The organism is Rothia mucilaginosa, from assembly GCF_901875305.1.
Lineage (GTDB): Bacteria > Actinomycetota > Actinomycetes > Actinomycetales > Micrococcaceae > Rothia.
Map to the genome: position 1 here is coordinate 76,626 of NZ_CABFLY010000005.1, position 17,838 is coordinate 94,463.

Genomic DNA, 17,838 nt, shown 5'->3' on the forward strand with positions numbered 1-17,838 from the left:
GTTCGGGGCCCGCGCTCTGTGACGAGTGTTTGATGCGCTGGAAGCGAGCCTGCGCTAAGACTGAGCGGGTTGACCCGATGCAGGATGTTCCGGAAACCGTGGTGGCTTCGCGCTATGACGGGATTGTGCCCCGGGTTGTTCTGGGAATGAAGAACGCGGGACGAACCGATCTTGTGCCGTTGATGGGGGATGCCCTGGCCCGGTGTGTGTTCAAGCTGCTGCGGGCACATCGAGAGGATTTTGGGAGGAGTTCTGTACTCGGTGCCACTGAGCGTGAGGTTCTTCTGATTCCGGCTCCTTCATCGTCCTCGAGTGTGAGTCGTCGAGGCTATGCCCCGGCTACGCTCCTGGCCCGTGAGGCGGCCCGTCGGTTGAAGGGGCGCCTTCCCGCCAGCTTGCGGGTGATGCCCCTGGACATCGTGGGGTACGCATCTGCCTCATCCCGGAATGATGGGGGAAGTATTGGAGATGTTGCGGGTACCCTGGCTGGGCTCCTGGGTGGCGCCTCCGGCGGAGGGGAGCAGAAGACCCTATCTGCGGTAGCCCGTTCCGAGCGGATGCACGGGGCCCTGCGCGTGCTGGAGCCAGCCCTGGTTGCGGGGCGGCTGTGCATTATTTGTGATGATGTGGTAACGACAGGCGCAACGGCTGCCGAGATGGTTCGTGTTCTGCATGAGGCTGGTTCCGTGGTGCTGGGTGTGTGCGCGGTGGCCTCTGTTCCGAAAAAGGCATCGCCCTAGAACTTGATGTGTGAGATGTGTCTTTCCTGCGAATGGGTCTGCTGATTGTTCTGACTATTGATCAATAGAGAGTAACGTAGACGAATATTTGTCACATATAGTGATGTACGGCATCCGTTCGTATTAGAATATAGGCAAGGGACGGCATCGTCGTCGGCCCCCGTACCGGGTCCAGCCGGACGCGGTATAAACCCCCGAACTGGAGGGAATGATCGTGGAAGTCAACATCTACGGCCGCAATATCAAGGTCACCGAACGCCTGGAAGAGTATGTGAACGAGAAGGTTCAGAAGTTTGCTCAGCTCGGTGATAACGTGAAGGATATCGACGTCAAGTTCAGCAAGGAAGGCAACCTTGGCGGTGAGTCTATCCGCGTTGAGATTACCGTGGTCGGTACCGGCCCGGTCCTTCGCTCTGAGGCCCAGGGTAATGATAAGTTTGCGGTCTTTGATGAGACCTACGGTAAGCTCCTGGAGCGTCTGCGCCGTGCACGCGACCGCCGTAAGCTGGCAAAGCGCGGTGGCAAGCACCCGGTGTCTGTAGCTGACGCTACCGGCTCGATTCCTGTTGTGGGTGAGGCGATTACCGAGATTCTGTTGCCGGATGTTCCGGTGGAGGAAGCCGCCTTTGATAACAGCGAGGTTACTCTGGCTGATGAAGCGGCGTCTCCTATCGAGATTCGTCACAAGAGCTTCAAGGGTGAGCGCCTGACTGCTGCGGAAGCTGTTGATCGTATGGAGCTGGTGGGCCACGACTTCTACCTGTACATTGACAGCGAAACCGGCGCCCCGGCTGCGGCATACCGCCGTAAGGGTTGGAGCTACGGCATCATCACTCTGACCGAGGACTAACCGGCCAGAGGTTTTGACGGCTCATACCGTTGAGAAATCTTCTGTGAGGCGTTGGTAACGGGTTCTAACCCCTCACTCTGAAAAGCCCGGGCCCTGACGGACGCATGGCACTACGTATTATTGCCGGTTGGTCCGCTACGGGGCCCGGGCTCTTGTCTGCCCCGCGCAGGGTGCCGCCGGGCTCTTGGCTCACGGCCCGAGCGTAGAGCGTAAAAAAGAGCTCGGACGGGCGAATTAGGCGGCTCTGCCATACAATATGTAGGAAGGCCTCACCGCGCGCATTCTTGCGTGCCCTTGGTGAGGGTACCGAGACAATCAAGGAGTAGAAGCTCAGTGGCATCTTTCTTGGAGAAAATCCTCCGAACCGGCGATAAGAGGGTTCTGCGACAGCTCGAGGCGTACACGAAGGCGGTGAACTCGCTCGAGGATAGCTTCGCATCCATGACTGATGAGGAGCTACGAGCAGAAACCGATAAGTTCCGTGAGCGTGTCAAGGACGGCGAGTCCCTCGATATTCTGCTGCCGGAGGCCTTCGCGGTGGTTCGTGAAGCGTCCAAGCGTACCCTGGGCAAGCGTCACTACGATGTGCAGGTGATGGGCGGTGCCGCACTGCACCTGGGCAATATTGCTGAAATGAAGACCGGTGAGGGTAAGACCCTCGTTGCGACCCTGCCCGCATACCTGAACGCGCTGAGCGGCAAGGGTGTGCACATCGTGACCGTGAATGACTATCTGGCTGAGTATCAGGCGAACCTCATGGGCCGCGTGTTCCGCTTCCTAGGCATGGAGTGCGGTGTGATTCTCTCTTCGATGGAGCCTGATGAGCGTCGCAAGCAGTACGCCGCAGACATCACCTACGGTACGAACAACGAGTTCGGCTTCGACTACCTGCGTGACAACATGGCTTGGACCGTGGAGGAGCAGGTTCAGCGCGGCCACAACTTCGCCATTATCGATGAGGTCGACTCCATCCTGATTGATGAGGCGCGTACCCCTCTGATTATTTCCGGTCCCGCCGCGGGCGAGGCAAACCGCTGGTACGCAGAGTTTGCGCGTATCGCCGCAACGATGCTCAAGCGCGATGAGGACTATGAGGTAGACGAGAAGAAGCGCACCGTCGGTATTCTTGAGTCCGGTATCGACAAGGTGGAAGACCACTTGGGCGTGAAGAACCTCTACGAGTCGAAGAACACCCCGCTTATTGGCTTCCTGAACAACGCCATTAAGGCGAAGGAGCTGTTCACCAACAACAAGGACTACGTGGTCATCGACGGCGAGGTTCTGATCGTGGACGAGCACACCGGCCGTATTCTGCCGGGCCGCCGCTACAACGACGGCATCCACCAGGCGATTGAGGCGAAGGAAGGCGTCGAAATCAAGCCTGAGAACCAGACCATGGCGACCGTGACCCTGCAGAACTACTTCCGCATGTACGACAAGCTCTCGGGCATGACGGGTACCGCAGAGACCGAGGCAGCCGAGTTCATGAACACCTACAAGCTGGGCGTCGTGCCGATTCCCACCAACAAGGGTGTGCAGCGCATCGATAACCCCGATAAGGTGTACCGCGACGAAATCGCCAAGTTCAAAGCGGTCGTGAAGGACATTAAGGAGCGCCACGAGAAGGGCCAGCCGATTCTGGTCGGTACCGCCAGCGTGGAGAATTCCGAGTACCTCTCGCGCCAGCTGGCGAAGGCCGGTGTGCGCCACGAGGTGCTGAACGCGAAGAACAACGAACGTGAGGCCGCGATTGTGGCTCAGGCGGGTCGTAAGGGCGCCGTCACCGTGGCGACCAACATGGCCGGCCGCGGTACCGACATTATGCTCGGCGGTAACCCTGAGTTTGAGGCCGTCGAGAAGATGCGTGAGCTGGGTCTTGATCCCAACACCAACTCTGAAGCGTACGAGGCCCGCTGGCCCGAGATTCTGAAGGTATGCGAAGAAGTCGCTGCTGAAGAGCATGAGGAAGTCACCAAGCTTGGTGGTCTGTACGTGCTCGGTACCGAGCGCCACGAGTCTCGCCGTATCGACAACCAGTTGCGCGGTCGTTCCGGCCGTCAGGGCGACCCTGGCGAGTCTCGATTCTACCTGTCGCTGACCGATGAGCTCATGCGCCTGTTCAACACCGGCATGGCAACCCGCCTCATGGCTGCTGCCCCCGAGGACTCGGCCCTGGATTCCAAGATTGTCAGCCGCGCTATTGCTACCGCGCAGGCCAACGTTGAGGGCCGTAATGCTGAGCAGCGTAAGAACGTGCTCAAGTATGACGATGTGCTCAACCGCCAGCGTGAGGCCATCTACAAGGACCGTGGCCGTATTCTTCACGGTGATGACCTGAAGGAACAGATTTCCGGTTTCGTGGATGAGGTTCTGACCTCCATTATTGACGCGCGTGTCTCTGAAGGCCACGCTGAAGACTGGGACTTCGAGGACCTCTGGAGCGCCCTCAAGCAGGTGTACCCCATCTCCATTACCGCGGATGACCTGGCAGAGGACGCCGGCGACCGCACCAAGATTACCCGCGATCAGATTGTGAAGGAAGTCCTGGCGGACGCCCACGTCGTGTATGACGAGCGTGAGGAGAGCGTCGGCGAAGAGAGCATGCGAGAGATTGAACGCCGCGTGATGCTCTCGGTCATCGGTCAGCGTTGGCCCGAGCATCTGTACGAGATGGAATACCTCAAGGAGGGTATCGGTCTGCGTGCGATGGCTCAGCGTGACCCGCTGGTCGAATATCAGCGCGAGGGCTACGACATGTACCAGTCAATGCTCGACGCTGTTCGCGAAGAGACCGTGACCTACCTGTACAACCTGGACCTGTCTAAGCAGCGTACTCAGGCTTCTGCCGTGCGCCTGGCTGAGCCGTCGCGCCCGAAGTTCCTGCAGTACTCGGCCCCTGATGAGGACGGCCACACTCAGGTGCATGTGGCGCGTTCTCAGAAGAAGTAGCCTCGGCGTAAACCCAGAAATATACGGAGAGGGTGCGAATCCACCATTGGATTCGCACCCTCTCCGTATACCCGCTAGTTTACGTCTGTCTGACTCTGCAGTTGTTCGATGGAGGTAACGAACCAGGCTCCGTGAAGTTCCCGGACCTGCAGGGCAATTACTTTGATGCTCTGGCCACATCGGAATAGAGCAACCGCCTCGTAGAGCTTAGGATTGACCCGCTGAGCGCGAACCCGCAGTAGCATCGGAGGCTTTGAGAGCGTTTGTTCTGCGGGGACCTGACGAGGGTTCTTGGGAAAGCGCGGCAGCAAGCGGTGGAAGCAATCAGCCGAAACCCACTGGGCGAGCTGCTGGCGCGAGCGTCGTGCAGCCATGATTTCAAGGTATGCGATGGCTACGCCTACGCAACGTCCCTCAATTTGGCGGGAGATAGCGTCTGCAGGACGCAGAGGGCGGCCAGTTCGAGGGCGAGGTGCCCGGCCTGAGGTGGTCTGCTCGTAACGCGGGAGAGGAACAATCGATACGGGGGAGGTAAAGCCTCGGGCCTGTACAAGGGCCAGGGTGCCTGGCGCCTGTGGGAGCTTTTGCGAAGGGCCCGGGACAGGGCTGGCCGTTGGGGAGTCAGCGTTCGGGGGAGGAAACGTGCGGAGTGCTGAGGTGCGGCGGGGGAGCGGGGGTAGAAGATGTGTGAAGCCCATGACGGGTTCCTTTCTGAAAATAGTGTGGAGAAAAAGTCTGGTTAGCGGTGGGACGTCTGAAGCGGCTGCTCGGGAATCTGGAGTACTTGTCCCTCGTACAGCACATCGGCGTTCCGCCCCAGCGCCTCGCGGTTGGCGCTGTAGATGTCGAGGGTGTAATCGTAAATAACGGAGGCCTCGGTGCCTTCGCCCAGCTGTTCGGCGGCGATGGACCATAAAGTATCTCCGGCACGTACCGTGTAGGTATAGATGCCCTGGGCGTTGTGCGAGGGAGTGAAGAACGGGCTACGATCCTGGGGCGATCCTGCGGATTGGGTGTGGCTCGGGGCTAGGGGAATCTCACCGAGGGCGATGATTTGCGCATCGTCCGATTCAGCGCGGTATGCGACCGATAGGCTGTCGGTGTGATGTCCGCTTGGGTGCGCATCCGAGGTTATCGACGAGGCGGTCTGGGTGGTTGAGCCGGGGGAGTGAGGAGCCTCTGTAGCGTGGGCCGGTGCTAAGACCGCACCAAGCCCAATGGCCGTGCCGCCTAGCGTCAGAACGATGCGGCGCATAAAGAGCGGGCGGAAAATGCGCGGTGTTCTCGGCGTACGAGGCTCCAACGGGTGGATGTCTTGACGAGCGGTTCGAGCTTCATAGAGGGTGCAGACGAAACTGACAATCCACCAGCAGGTGATGAGGATTGCCGAGGCTCCCGTGCAGAGGAGCACCGCGTCGGTGAGCGGGTGAGCAGAGGGAAGGCTCGGCAGGTAGGCGCAGAGGGCAGCTAGCACAATCGCTGAGAGCACCGGTGGAGCAATGAAGAGAACGATGTCTTGACGACTGGCCTGTGGCTCAGAATGGAACACTTCGGGGCAGGACACTACGCCGCTTACACCGTGTGTATGTTTTATTGTTTGGTCCACGATGACCTCCAATGAGTGTGTTTGGTAACTGTATTTGTACTCTAGTTATACCCTATATATCCATCTTTGGACAACAAAACACATCAAAATGCATGAAAATTCTAATTTTTTCCTCGAACGCAAGGCATGAGGAGCGATTCTTTGCCATATTGGGACCTGAGGGCCTGTCGCGTCTCAAGATTCCTAAGTATCCGGTAGGGTCGAACTATGAGTATGGAAAAGTTCCTTCGGGATATAGAAGCTCGGCTGGCCTCCGAACGGGCCTGGGAGCTCGAACAAGATACCCGCCAGATTGCACGCGTGCAATACTCCACCATCGCTCTTGATGATCGTCTCCTAGCTCAAAAGGGTGGACCCATTCGGGTCTGCGCGACAGATATGCAGGTCTACGAGGGGACTCTCGACACCGTGGGAGAGGAATGGATTAGTATTGAATCCCGCGGTGAGAGCATCCTTGTCCCTCTGCGGGGTATGCTCTGGTGGGAAGGGGGCCGTGCGCCCGGTCGCGCAGAAGTCCACCCTGGGCGATACCGCATGAAGATGCAACTTGCCCTGCGAGCGCTGGCAGTAGCGCGCGAACCAGTCCGCCTCTCTCTTGAAGGCGGAGCTGTCAGCTACGACGGGGTCATCGAGCGCGTGGGAGCTGATTTTTTGGAGCTGCGCCTCCTCAATGGGGGACAGTATCCTCGCATCTACGAACGAGGATCTTATGCGCACGAATCTCGGGATGCGAGGGCTCCCGGTGTGGGGGTTCGAATCATTCCGTTGGCGCGCCTAAGTGCCGTCATTGCGCGTATCTCTCGTTAGCTCCGCGCTCACTCCGCACCGGATAGTAGCACCGGATAAAAATAATCGTTCAGAAATGGAGTAAGGGCCCACCCCCTCACCAGAGGGGACGGGCCCTTACAGACACCAGGCAGAGCGCCTTCGGTAAAACCAGTAATGCTGTATTACTCAGCCTTCGCCTTAGCAGTTAGCTTACCGGAAGCAATGGCTTCCAGAGTCTGCTCGTGACGCTCGGTAATGTACTCCTCGAAACGCGAACGTTCGATACGCCACTGATTACGGCCGCCAATCTGGATTGCAGGCAATTCACCGCTACGCACCAAAGCACGCACCTGCGAAAGCGAAACCTGCAGTTCTTCAGCGACATCGCTCAGGGTAAGGAAGCGAGGTGCAGTCATGAATCTATCCTTTCCATATGTGGAATCTTGGGCCCCGGTGTCACGATATCGCGGCACTACATATAGAGTTCTCATCGAACATCTATAGAGTATCTTCAGTATATGACACTGGGGTAAAAATTGCTTGCAAAAGCCTTATACTGCCTGAAATATTATCGAATCGTGTCCGAAAATAAGGGTATGTGCGTGAATATTTCATAAGCGAAAGTATTGTTGAGTGAATACACTAAATGAAATATCCTGTTAGGGTTAGACTCCTAGAAGTCTCATAGAGATGTCTAACACTCCACTCGCTCATCGGTTAGTTGAATATGACGACTCGGCGACCCGCCGAACTTCCATACCGAAAGGCCACAACCCACATGCGTACACGACAGAACGCGACGACGCGTTCTACCCTCACCGAACCGCACGCTAAGCGCCTCAAGAGGCCTACCATCAAAGACTGGAGATTCATTCTGGGGATTCTCCTGGTCCTCGTCTCCATGACAGGTGTTCAGCTCTACGTGCAGGCGAACAACCACAAAATTGAGTACTACACTGCCAAAACAGAAATCCGCATGGGAGAGAAAATTACCGACGATAAGCTCGCCCGCGTGGAAGCCAATATCGACGCTGCCCAAGATAAGTACTTCACTCGAGCCGACACCAGTCTGACCCAGGGGAAAATTGCAACGCAACGCATCCCCGCCGGAAACCTCATTAGCAAGGACGCAGTCGGTGCCGAAACCCCCTCCGGCCGTCGCCTCGCAACCATCACCATTGACCGTACCGCCGCCTCCACACTGAAGACGGGGGAACGCGTAGATGTATGGACCTCAGGGCCCCGTAACCAGGACTCCAAACGCCAGGAAGCAGCCGAGAATAGCTCCTCGAGCGCCCACGCTATCGTGACCAACGCTGAGATTGCCTCAATCGCTGTGGACGAAGGAGTACTCGGTGCCAATGGCAAAGCCACCGTGCAACTGTGGGTGAAGGAAGAAGCCGTCGCCGCTATCGTGCAGGAAAGCAACAGCGACTCGAAGCTCAGCCTCATTCCCGGCACTTACGGGGAGGGCGAATGAACATCCCGATTATTCTCTACGGCGACGACGGTACACTCCTGAAAAGTATTGAGACCCAACACGGGCGCATTACGGTCGCCCGCACCGTACAAGATTTCAGTGAAGCACTCGGCATGGCCCATACCGGTATCGCCAGGGTACTGCTCTGCGTCCGCGTTCCTTCTGAGGTGAGCGCATCGATAGTTGACTCTCTCGCTCAATCCGAGGTTCTACTCGCTGTCATCGCGCCCGAAAACCTGCCGCTACCCACTGAGGTTCACCGCATCCGCACCGATGCCGCATTGGAAGAGATTCTGGGCTCCATCGAACGAGCTGTCGACGCGGCCCTAGGGCGGCCTCGTAGCATGTACGGTGTGCATCAAACGACGCTCAGCGCAATGCCCGGAAATGCCCTAACTGCGGATCCTTCCGGCTACGGCTACGATGCGGCGGGTCAGAACGCGGTAGGCTACGGCTACGATCTTGGATATGGGCAGGCAGATCGCTCCTTACCTGATTCGTCGGGTGGAGCATACGGCTACGATTTGGACAGCAGCGCTTTGAACGCCGAAGCCAACACTGCTCCATACGGGTATGGAGTTTCTGCAGGGAATGAAAACAGTTCTTTAGCGTCCAACCCTGTAGATCAGAACCCCGAGGCGCCGGTGTCTCCAAGTGATGAAGAATCCGTGCTGGCCCGCGCAGCCGCCATCGTGGATGCAATCGCTCCCGGCAACGAATACACCCGCCGCTTCGAAGAGGAGATTGAGGACAGCCTGCCCCAGCATCCTGATATCACTCAGGATCCCGCAGCCCCGGTCCGCTACCAATCCGGGCATCGCCTCGGCAAGATTCTGACCGTTTGGGGAACCCACGGCGCACCCGGCCGAAGCACCATCGCGTTCAACCTCGCGGCTTTGGCCGCCCAGAAAGGGCAGAGCGTGTGCCTGATTGATGCGGATACCTACGCCCCCAGCCTTGACGCACTCATGGCCCTAGAAGACGCAGGATCGGGTCTGTCCATCATCTGCTCGGACGCTGACCGCGCGCAGCTCGATGAGAAGAAAGCCGGAGCAATCATGGAACGGGTCCCGCTCAAGCAGGGATTCTTCGACTTTCTGAGTGGAATTACCTCAGCCTCTCGCTGGCCTGAGGTGCGTGCTCGTGCCTTTAGCGAGGTGCTGGGGTGGCTCAAGCCCCGCTACGACATCATCATCTGCGATGTGGCCGCACCCATCGAGATGGATGAGGAGCTCACCTTTGATGGCCCTGCACCCCGCCGCAATGCCGCAACCCTCACCGCCCTGGCGGAGTCTGACCGTGTGATTGTCGTGGGAGAAGCCGACGTGGTGGGTCTGCCTCGTCTCATTAACCTGGCCCGTGAGGTTCAGGAGAGGCCGGATCTCATGGCGCCCGGTGCGAGCGTGCAGTACTGGCTCAACCGTTCCCGGCGTGAAGCAGCGGGCTTCAACCCCGAGGCAAGAATGCGCGATAACTGGTCCCGCTACCTCTCCGTTCCCCTGAATGGAGTGATTCCTTACGAACGGAAGATAATGGATCGCCTACGCCGTAACGGGGAAGCCCTCCTGGAGGTAGCGCCTCGACACGCCCTGGTGCAGGCTTTCGATGCGATGCTGGAGGGAATGTACGCGGTACAGCCTGTGACCTGACCTCCTTTCTCGCACGACTCAGTCACTTCTGCCCTTCGTATATCTCAGTCCCCATAGATATACCCGGCGTCTCGCGCCCGGTAGCCCCTCGCGGGTACACCGGATGTGATGCGTCGGGTATATTTTTCGAAGGGCTATATAGCGTAAGAACGATTTGCTCTGGGCAACTTGCTCTGGGCAACGGATTGTTTAGGGAAATCGTAGGTCATGAGATTGCCTCGTATCGTTGCTTTTTCTAGCCGTCCCTGTGACGGTGGAAGGCCGCCACGGCGCTTTCAAGCGAGCTCTCAGACATGCACGTTACACTGGCCGAAATATTACCGCCTGAAATGGGACTCGGGCGGGCAACCGCATAAAATGGTTGAAGATACCTGAACTTACGGGAAGCACACAAACATGTCTTTTGCAGAAGGAACTCTGAGCGCCTGCGACTTTGGCCCCGGCGATATCGAACGCGTTCACCTCATCATGGGAGAATGGCAGATTATCTCTGACATTGCCCAGAGCGACCTTGTCCTCTGGTTCCCCACTGACTACGTCGTTGCCGATGGCACCTCCCCGGACGCCGTTTCCGGTCCCCGCGAAACCAGTACCTTCGCCGCCCTCGCCCATGTGCGTCCCTCCAACGTCCGCACTCTCTTCCACCACGACATCATCAACCACACTATGGAAGACGGTATTCGTGACGAAGCCTATCGTGCGTGGACGACTCAGAATATCAGTACCTATACAGACCCGAGTAGGGGAGAAGGCGTGGGTTATCGCCCGGAGGTGAATGTCACCTTCGTGCCGATTGTGCGTAATAACCGCACTATCGCGCTACTCACTAGCCATCGTGTTGCCGCTCCTCATACCTATCCCACTCTGAGTGAAGAAGTCTACGAGTTTGTCACTGACACGCTACTGACCATGTTGCACACCGGTCTGTGGCCCGACCCTCTGGCTCAGGGTAGCCGCACTCAGGGTAATCCCCGCGCGATTGATGGCATTATCGTGCTCGACCCGACCGGCCGCGTGGTTGTCGCATCGCCCAACGCCAATTCGATGTACGCCCGTATGGGTATGACCGGTTACCTTGAGAAGCGTAACTTGGCCGACGTAACCCGTGCGATGCTCTCTCCCGGCGAGGAGGCGGACGAGACCCTACAGCTGGTTCTGGCCGGTCGTAGCGACCTGCGGACGGAGCTCACCATCGCCCGAGCACGCGTGACCATGCGTGCTATCCCTCTGCTCAAGCAGAGAGGGGCACACCTTGAGCGTCTTGGAGCTCTGATTCTCTGCCGCGACGTCACTGAGTTGCGCCGTCGCGAGATGGAGCTCATGACCAAGGACGCAACCATTCGCGAGATTCACCACCGTGTGAAGAATAACCTGCAGACGGTGTCTGCTCTGCTGCGCCTGCAGTCGCGCCGCATGACCACCGACGAGGCGCGCCAGGGTTTGGAACAGGCAATGCGTCGCGTGGCCACGATTGCTACCGTGCACGAGGCACTCTCGCAGGGCCTGACTCAGAACGTCGACTTTGATGAGCTCATTGAGCGTCAATTCCACTTGGCAGCCGAGCTGGCCTCTCCCGGTCAGCATGTGACGACTAAACTGCTGGGATCCTTTGGGGCCCTGCCGAGTCAGTTCGCAACTCCTCTGGCACTAGTCATTAATGAGATTGTTGCCAATGCCGTGGAGCATGGACTTGATGGCGAAACTGGAACGGTGACGCTCGAGGGTATTCGCGGTACCAACGGTGAGGGGGAAGACACCCTGACCGTCGTTATTGCCGATGACGGCAAGGGTATGGGTGATAAGAAAATTGAAGAATCCGGCCCGAGCGCGTACCGACCGGTCAGCGGCAAAGAGGGGCTGGGTATGCAGATTGTGCGCACTCTGGTGGCGAGCGAACTCAACGGTTCAATTCGTTGGGAAGCCAACGAACCGACCGGTACGCGCGTGATTATTAAGGCTCTCCTCCTGTAGGGTGAACAGTGGACCGGGGCGTGGAATCTTGATTTTAGGGCTCCGCGGCCGGGTTTCTTACGACTCCGGGTATAGCAAAAGCGTGGTGCGGTGACCGATAAGTCACTGCACCACGCTTTTAATGCCCTATTGAATACTCCGGAAGTTAGGATGCACGGCGGGCGCGAGCTGCGCGACGCTTCATGGCGCGACGCTCATCTTCACTGGTGCCACCCCATACGCCGGAGTCCTGGCCGGTCTCGATGGCCCACTTCAGGCAGACGTCAATAACTTCGCAAGAGCGGCAGACAGTCTTAGCCTCTTCAATCTGCAACAGGGCAGGTCCGGTGTTTCCAACGGGGAAGAACAGCTCCGGATCCTTGTCCAAACAAGCTGCACGACTACGCCAATCCACGGCGGACCTCCTTCTCTATATGCAGTCCCGCCGAGGCGAGATGCTGTTTATTATTCCTGTGCGCGTATCAAATAGACCCACTGTTGGGGCATGCGCTCCAAGTTAGGGTGAAATTTGACTTATCAACTTTCGCACGTCGGGGCTGAAGTGACAAGTGCTTTAAGCTAAAAATTTCAGTATTACACTGAGGCATCTATCACTAAGGTAAACCTTTGTCTAATAAGGGTTCCGAAGGGTCGCATTGTGAACACTGATCAATTCGGCGGGAGAATTGATGACGTTTTCACCGGCTTCGGCGCCGCATTATACTCCGGATAGAATGGAACGGAGAGCTCTTCCTGGAGCGGTACATTTTAGGTATCTGTCTCCGTCGGGGGAGAAGCATCTGTGTAAGAACAATACCCAAGGCCCCTGTGCGGCATGATGTGCAAGCGGCCCAGAAATCACCGACCGCGCGCCCCGCAGAGGAGAGCACGCCCGCCTCCGAGGAGACCCCATGACGCCACGCCCGTTCAGTGTCCTGTACGCCTTCATCCTGACCGAAATCTTTGCGGCCTACCTTCTGATTCGAGGCGTCCTGTACCCCATCCTCCTTTCTCATGGTGAGCCTGCCCAGGGCATAGTCGGTGGCGTACTTCAAATACTCATCGCCGCGGGTATGACCTTCTACGCCCTGCGGTTCTACCGTGGACGTTACGGCTCACGTCTGCCCATGATCCTGATGACCCTCTGCGCCCTGTGGGTCACCGCCAGCACGCTGGTTCAGAGCGTGAGTACCTACGGTGTGAGTATTGAGGGTTTCAACCCTCTGATCGTGGCGGGCGTCATTGGTGCAGCGATGGCCTTTATCTTTGTGCTGCTACCTAGTAGCCGCCGCTATATTGAGGCCGTCACCGAGGAACGCGGCGAAGAAGCCAACCGCCTTGGCCGTCGCCGTTAGGCTATTGCCTGGTTATCGCTGCCATAGGGCGAGTATCGAGGGCCTTCGGTAACGGAACCTGTACCGCTTCAACCGCGCTACCGTCCACCGCTACCATACGTCCGGCTGGCTGCCCACCCCGTGTAAAACGATCTGCGGGAAGCGCCGTCACCGTACAGATATCAGCCTCCGCCAGGGACGCGGGCGCGAGCAGAAGCGCACGTGAGCACCCCATAAGCGCCGAAAGTAGCGGGGAAGAGGCCCTCCTCGGCCAGGGCGTGTAGGCCACGAAGACCGCGCGAAAGGCTCCGCGGCGCTCCAGCAGAACGTTCTGCACCCCGGCCGAAAGGTACTGCAAATCATCGACGAGTATCAGAGTCTGAGCGGGATAATCCACCCCAGCCAACAGTGAGCGTACCGTTTCCTCCGTGAGTGGTGCGGAGCCGTCACCGCCCTTGATGCAGAGCACCTTCAGATGCGGGTTGAGCTGACGGATACTCTCGAGTACCGTGCTCTTACCCGTCGACCGGGCGCCCGGGACGGGAATAATAGTTCCACGCCCGGCGCCCAGCCATACGGGCAGATGACGGCGGTTAAACCCCACAAGAAGTCGTTCATCTTGAGGATTGCAGGTCTTGTGCGCCACATGAAGATACTCCTCCGAGGGCATACGGAAATATTCCGGGAACTGGCGTAACAAAGTACTTTTCTGGGCGGAAGCACTCGCAGTCGGCTGCGCATACGCCCCAAAGTCTCGGAGAGACGACGTGCAGGGAGCTAACACGGAGGCAGTAAGCGGCTGGTCCCCGATGAACTCATCGTTGATGCTCCCCTCAACACAGTAGTGGCCCTGGGCCGGGACGGGGTAGTCGCGGCTGGCCGAACGCATCAGATCTGTATCGAGGAAGCGGCGGCTCAACAGTGTGGAATGCGCGACCGTGCCGAAGCGTCCTCTCGGGCTCAGCGCAGAGGTGAACAGCACCGAGTAGCCGCGCCGGTAGCCTTGCGAGAGCACATCGTAGAGCAGGTTCTCTGTATCGGGATGGCGGATGAGCGCATCCAGCCATCCGTCCAGACCGTCCACGATGATGAGCGGACGGTGCCCTTCACGTTCGGCGAGTAGGTGCTGTTCTCGCGGCTCCTCAAGGCAGAAACGCAGATGCTGGAGCTCTTGCGGCCCCACAAGCACCTCAAGGAACGGAGAATAAGGTTCCATATCCCGCTGGAAGGAACCGTCGGAGGTGAGCAGAACCACCGGGGTGTTGGCTGATAGCGCCTGAGCAATCAGACTCAGAAGGAAGGGGATACGTTCCGCGCTCTGAGCCAGAATCCCCAGGGTTTGCTTGCCGCTCCACTGGTAATAGCTGCGAACACCGTAACGAGCGATCTCCAATTCTCCCAGCAGATACCCGTTCCCTCGCTCTGTCCCTTCGGGCAGAAGCGGCAGGGGCAGAGAATCGGGTAGCTCCTCGGGGATGGGGCAGTATCCTTCGTTCTCTTTCTCGCTGGGTCCATCGACCGTACCCGAAATGCCGTGCCGCCCAGAGGCACCGCAGGGCTCTGTTGCTGCGCTGAAGGTTTCTCTGATTGAGCGGGTGAGGCGCTCGTCTTCCCCGTAGTGTTCCCGAGGTGATTCCTCCATGACGTTGATGCACCTCCACCCCTCAGGCTCGAGTGAGAAGACCTTCGGGGGAACCGTCCGCACCTCGGAGGGCACACCATCCGTGAGGGGCGCGCGGAACGCAAGGGAGCGCCCATCTGGCAGGCGAACGTACCCGGCTCCAGGCTGAGCGGCCGAGATATAGGCGGCTGCTTCGTGTTCCAGCAGGTTGTAGGAATCTTGCGCACTGGCCACACGTAGACAGATACTCGTGGCGATATTAGCGCGGATATCCTGCGAAATCGTGCCCTGGGGGCGTTGCGTAGCAAGAACGAGGTGCAGACCCAGAGAGCGACCAATCGTTGCGATGCGCATAAGTTCTGTCATCGCATCGGGCATGGAATCAATCAGCATGCGGAACTCATCTACGACGATGAGTAGCTCGGGGTATCGGGGGAGTACACCTCGAGCCCGGCAATCGGCGAGGTAGTCGCGGTAGGAATTGACCCCGGCCGCCTGCAAATCTGTTTCCCTCCGATGGACGTCTGCCCGCAAGAATTCTAGGGCGCGTTCAACAGCGGAAACATCGAAATTGCTCAAGATGCTCAGCGTATGGGGTAGCTCGGCGAGAGGGCCTAGGCCTGCGGAACCCTTAAAATCCACCAGAATCAGCCCGAGACGCTCGGGCGGGTAGGCCAAGGCAGTACTCAGCACCAGAGAACGTAGCAGCTGGGATTTACCGGCACCCGTGGTGCCGCCCAGCAACCAGTGGGGCCCGTGCTCCGAAAGGCCGAGCGAAAGCGAGCCCGCCTGCGAAACCCCCAGATAACAGCGGACGTCTTCAGCATAAAGCCCCCTCGACCACCGTTCCCTAAGCCCTTCAGCAGATAGGTTAATCCCCTCTTCACACCTTTCGTTTTTCTTTGCCCGCAGGGAGGAGAACCGATGCCCGGATTGATGCACCTGAACGTCGCTAATTTTGCCTGCTTGCGGTCCTTCTGCGCTCCGATAGAGATAGCCAAGAGCCGGGACAAACGCCTCGACACTCAACCCATCGGCATACAGGCACAGACCATTGAGGAGAAGAGGATGCACCTGTAGGACCCCCTCGCTGGGTTGCTCCGGAGGCTTCGAGTAATGCCGGGCTACATAACGAATGGACTGACGGTGGCTCCCCTCGCTGGTGCACTGGAGCCACCCTGCTGTGAAGAGAGACTCGCAGTCGGTACGAGCAGATGCCACGTGCGAAGCTTCTTCGGGGGCGGCAATGATACATAGAGCCGCCGATGTACCCTTGGGCTCTTTGGAAGCCCGCGCGCCGTTCCGTGCTGTAGCTTCGACGGATTTGGCCTCAGCCTGGAGCGCGTGCACGAGCGGAGCATAAATATTGCATGCATCCTCCGGCACAATCAGCAGGGGAGGGGTCTGTGCAGAAAGCTCGCCGCGCAGGGTATCGTGAAGAGCCTGCCGTTCCTCAGCGCTTGTCCCGAGATGCTGAGAATACACGCTGACGCGGGGTGCTACGGCGAGGGTTTGCAAGAGCATGTTGATTTGCTTCTGTCCCGCGCTCGCAGGACAGCCGAGCAGGATTGCGATATTTCCTGGATAACCGGCAACTAGCTGAACAAGATAAGCACGCAGGTGTCCCTCATCGAGCGAAAGGCGGTGCCCAAGCGCCGCGGTGGGCAAAGGGATGTAGTGGGGCGCCCTCGGGAGCTGGGGGAGTGAGGCGAGCGTTAGGTTACGCCCGCGTAGGTAGGGTAGCCGAGGGCCGCATCCGAGCACGATGCAAGGCTGAGCGGGGAGCACGGCAGGGGCTGGGGGAGTTTCTGCGAACGCCAGATTTGCAGCGGTGGGGAGATTCAATGCTCGTTGCTCCTCTTGTTCGGCCGCCGTGCGGGTCATAGCGCGGCCCGCACGGTTTTCGGCTCTGCTCCCAAAGAAGTGTAGGAGCATGAGCAGGGAGGAAGCTGCTGACATAAGTAGCAGAAACCATAGGCCGGTCAGCAGGGCAATGGCTAGGCCCACAAGGATGGGCAGGCAGATGCTGAGTAGAATCTGCTTGAGTTTGCGGGGTTGGGCAGGGTTGACCGTGACGGGCTCAAAGGGATTGTTGTTGAAAGAGATAGCTGAGGAATCCTGAGACCTGTCAGTGTTGTCTCTGGGAGTGGAATGTGCTGCGCGCCCGGAAGGACTCGGACCTGAAACGTTGGGGGCTCGAAGAACGCAGAGAGATGACCCTAATAGGAATGGCTCGTTCCAAACAATGGGTTGTGATTGATTGTTCTGGACTCTTCTAGATTTGCGTGCGGGAGCATTTGCTGGGCGCCACAGCACTCCCGAGCTGTCGGCGTGGAAGGCTCCGTGCACTCCGCGTAGGAAGGGGTCTCGCAAATACACGTGTCTGGTTTTTCCCCGCCGCCCGCGTGGGGACCTGCCCAGCGTGGTGTCTCCTCGAGGAATTGGGTAGGATTTACCTGCGTCGGGGCCGCGTAGAACGTAGAGGGTGCTGATGGCATGTTCGCTGCTGTCTGTGCCGGTGGCATGTTCTTCTCCGGTGGGATGGCCGCCTCGTGCGGGAAAGCTCAAAAGCTTCCCGCCACCGGCGGCTTGTTCTCGTAGAGCGGCGCTTAGATTGTGCTCCAGGTGCTTTTCTTCCTGGGGCAGTGTGATGTTTTCGATCGTACTTGGTTCGCCTTCGACCCGTACGACGCGGGGGTAGGGGTGTTCTGTGGAGGTCTTAGTGTGGTCAAGAAAATAGAGAGTCATGCCTATAGATAAACTTGTAGTGAATCAAAATTCAACATTTTCTATCAATGATGACTTAAATATTCGATTATTGCGTTTTTGCCACCAAGATACCTTGGAATCTGTGGATAACTGCATATTCGTATATAAGTCTCCTGGGGACG

12 protein-coding genes are annotated in these 17,838 nt (G+C 58.2%); 7 read left to right on the plus strand and 5 right to left on the minus strand.

Translation table 11 applies throughout. The annotated features are described in order from the left end of the window. Positions 1-32: 32 nt before the first annotated feature. From JX292_RS06890 to secA, 3 genes are all read left to right on the plus strand, one after another. Positions 33-740, plus strand: coding sequence for a ComF family protein (locus JX292_RS06890; protein ID WP_239653681.1), 708 nt, complete (start codon positions 33-35; stop codon positions 738-740). 214 nt (positions 741-954) lie between these two features. Further along, positions 955-1,590 (plus strand): ribosome hibernation-promoting factor, HPF/YfiA family, encoded by a 636-nt coding sequence (gene hpf, locus JX292_RS06895; protein WP_204862915.1) that lies wholly within the window; start codon positions 955-957, stop codon positions 1,588-1,590. A gap of 333 nt (positions 1,591-1,923) precedes the next feature. Then, positions 1,924-4,539 carry a preprotein translocase subunit SecA gene (secA, locus tag JX292_RS06900; protein ID WP_204862919.1) on the plus strand — a complete coding sequence of 872 codons (2,616 nt, stop codon included), beginning with the start codon at positions 1,924-1,926 and terminating at the stop codon, positions 4,537-4,539. 74 nt (positions 4,540-4,613) lie between these two features. Here secA and JX292_RS09090 read toward each other — a convergent pair whose 3' ends face one another. The 3 genes from JX292_RS09090 to JX292_RS06910 form a co-directional block, all read right to left on the minus strand. After that, positions 4,614-5,237, minus strand: coding sequence for an Rv3235 family protein (locus tag JX292_RS09090; RefSeq protein WP_275586152.1), 624 nt, complete (start codon positions 5,235-5,237; stop codon positions 4,614-4,616). Positions 5,238-5,278: 41 nt separating this feature from the next. After that, positions 5,279-6,103, minus strand: coding sequence for a LysM peptidoglycan-binding domain-containing protein (locus JX292_RS06905; protein WP_239653683.1), 825 nt, complete (start codon positions 6,101-6,103; stop codon positions 5,279-5,281). 992 nt (positions 6,104-7,095) lie between these two features. Next, positions 7,096-7,329: a helix-turn-helix domain-containing protein gene (locus tag JX292_RS06910; RefSeq protein WP_044150292.1), complete on the minus strand. Its 234-nt coding sequence runs from the start codon at positions 7,327-7,329 to the stop codon at positions 7,096-7,098. Between the two features lie 362 nt (positions 7,330-7,691). Between JX292_RS06910 and JX292_RS06915 the strand changes: the two genes are divergently transcribed. The 3 genes from JX292_RS06915 (at position 7,692) to JX292_RS06925 (ending at position 12,013) form a co-directional block, all read left to right on the plus strand. After that, on the plus strand, positions 7,692-8,393 hold the full coding sequence (locus JX292_RS06915) for an SAF domain-containing protein (protein ID WP_204862922.1): 702 nt from the start codon (positions 7,692-7,694) through the stop codon (positions 8,391-8,393). Further along, positions 8,390-10,042, plus strand: a complete 1,653-nt coding sequence (locus tag JX292_RS06920) for an AAA family ATPase (RefSeq protein WP_204862925.1) — start codon at positions 8,390-8,392, stop codon at positions 10,040-10,042. The genes JX292_RS06915 and JX292_RS06920 overlap by 4 nt, the downstream gene beginning before the upstream one ends. 396 nt (positions 10,043-10,438) lie before the next feature. Beyond that, positions 10,439-12,013 (plus strand): sensor histidine kinase, encoded by a 1,575-nt coding sequence (locus JX292_RS06925; protein ID WP_204862926.1) that lies wholly within the window; start codon positions 10,439-10,441, stop codon positions 12,011-12,013. Between the two features lie 145 nt (positions 12,014-12,158). Here JX292_RS06925 and JX292_RS06930 read toward each other — a convergent pair whose 3' ends face one another. Beyond that, a complete protein-coding gene (locus tag JX292_RS06930) occupies positions 12,159-12,407 on the minus strand; it encodes a WhiB family transcriptional regulator (RefSeq protein WP_004005030.1) in 249 nt (82 codons plus the stop codon). 496 nt (positions 12,408-12,903) lie between these two features. On the opposite strand from JX292_RS06930, the gene JX292_RS06935 reads away from it, so the two are divergent. Continuing rightward, positions 12,904-13,347 (plus strand): alpha-N-acetylglucosamine transferase, encoded by a 444-nt coding sequence (locus tag JX292_RS06935; protein ID WP_204862927.1) that lies wholly within the window; start codon positions 12,904-12,906, stop codon positions 13,345-13,347. 1 nt (position 13,348) lies between these two features. On the opposite strand, the gene JX292_RS06940 is transcribed toward JX292_RS06935, so the two are convergent. Further along, a complete protein-coding gene (locus tag JX292_RS06940) occupies positions 13,349-16,471 on the minus strand; it encodes an FtsK/SpoIIIE domain-containing protein (RefSeq protein ID WP_239653684.1) in 3,123 nt (1,040 codons plus the stop codon). Positions 16,472-17,838: the final 1,367 nt, after the last annotated feature.

Coding starts and splice junctions, on each gene's coding strand:
- JX292_RS09090 (WP_275586152.1), bottom strand. CDS start 5,237: ATGGGCTTCACACATCTTCTACCCCCGCTCCCCCGCCGCACCTCAGCA.
- JX292_RS06915 (WP_204862922.1), top strand. CDS start 7,692: ATGCGTACACGACAGAACGCGACGACGCGTTCTACCCTCACCGAACCG.
- JX292_RS06940 (WP_239653684.1), bottom strand. CDS start 16,471: ATGCTCTTGCAAACCCTCGCCGTAGCACCCCGCGTCAGCGTGTATTCT.
- JX292_RS06925 (WP_204862926.1), top strand. CDS start 10,439: ATGTCTTTTGCAGAAGGAACTCTGAGCGCCTGCGACTTTGGCCCCGGC.
- JX292_RS06910 (WP_044150292.1), bottom strand. CDS start 7,329: ATGACTGCACCTCGCTTCCTTACCCTGAGCGATGTCGCTGAAGAACTG.
- JX292_RS06920 (WP_204862925.1), top strand. CDS start 8,390: ATGAACATCCCGATTATTCTCTACGGCGACGACGGTACACTCCTGAAA.
- JX292_RS06935 (WP_204862927.1), top strand. CDS start 12,904: ATGACGCCACGCCCGTTCAGTGTCCTGTACGCCTTCATCCTGACCGAA.
- JX292_RS06890 (WP_239653681.1), top strand. CDS start 33: ATGCGCTGGAAGCGAGCCTGCGCTAAGACTGAGCGGGTTGACCCGATG.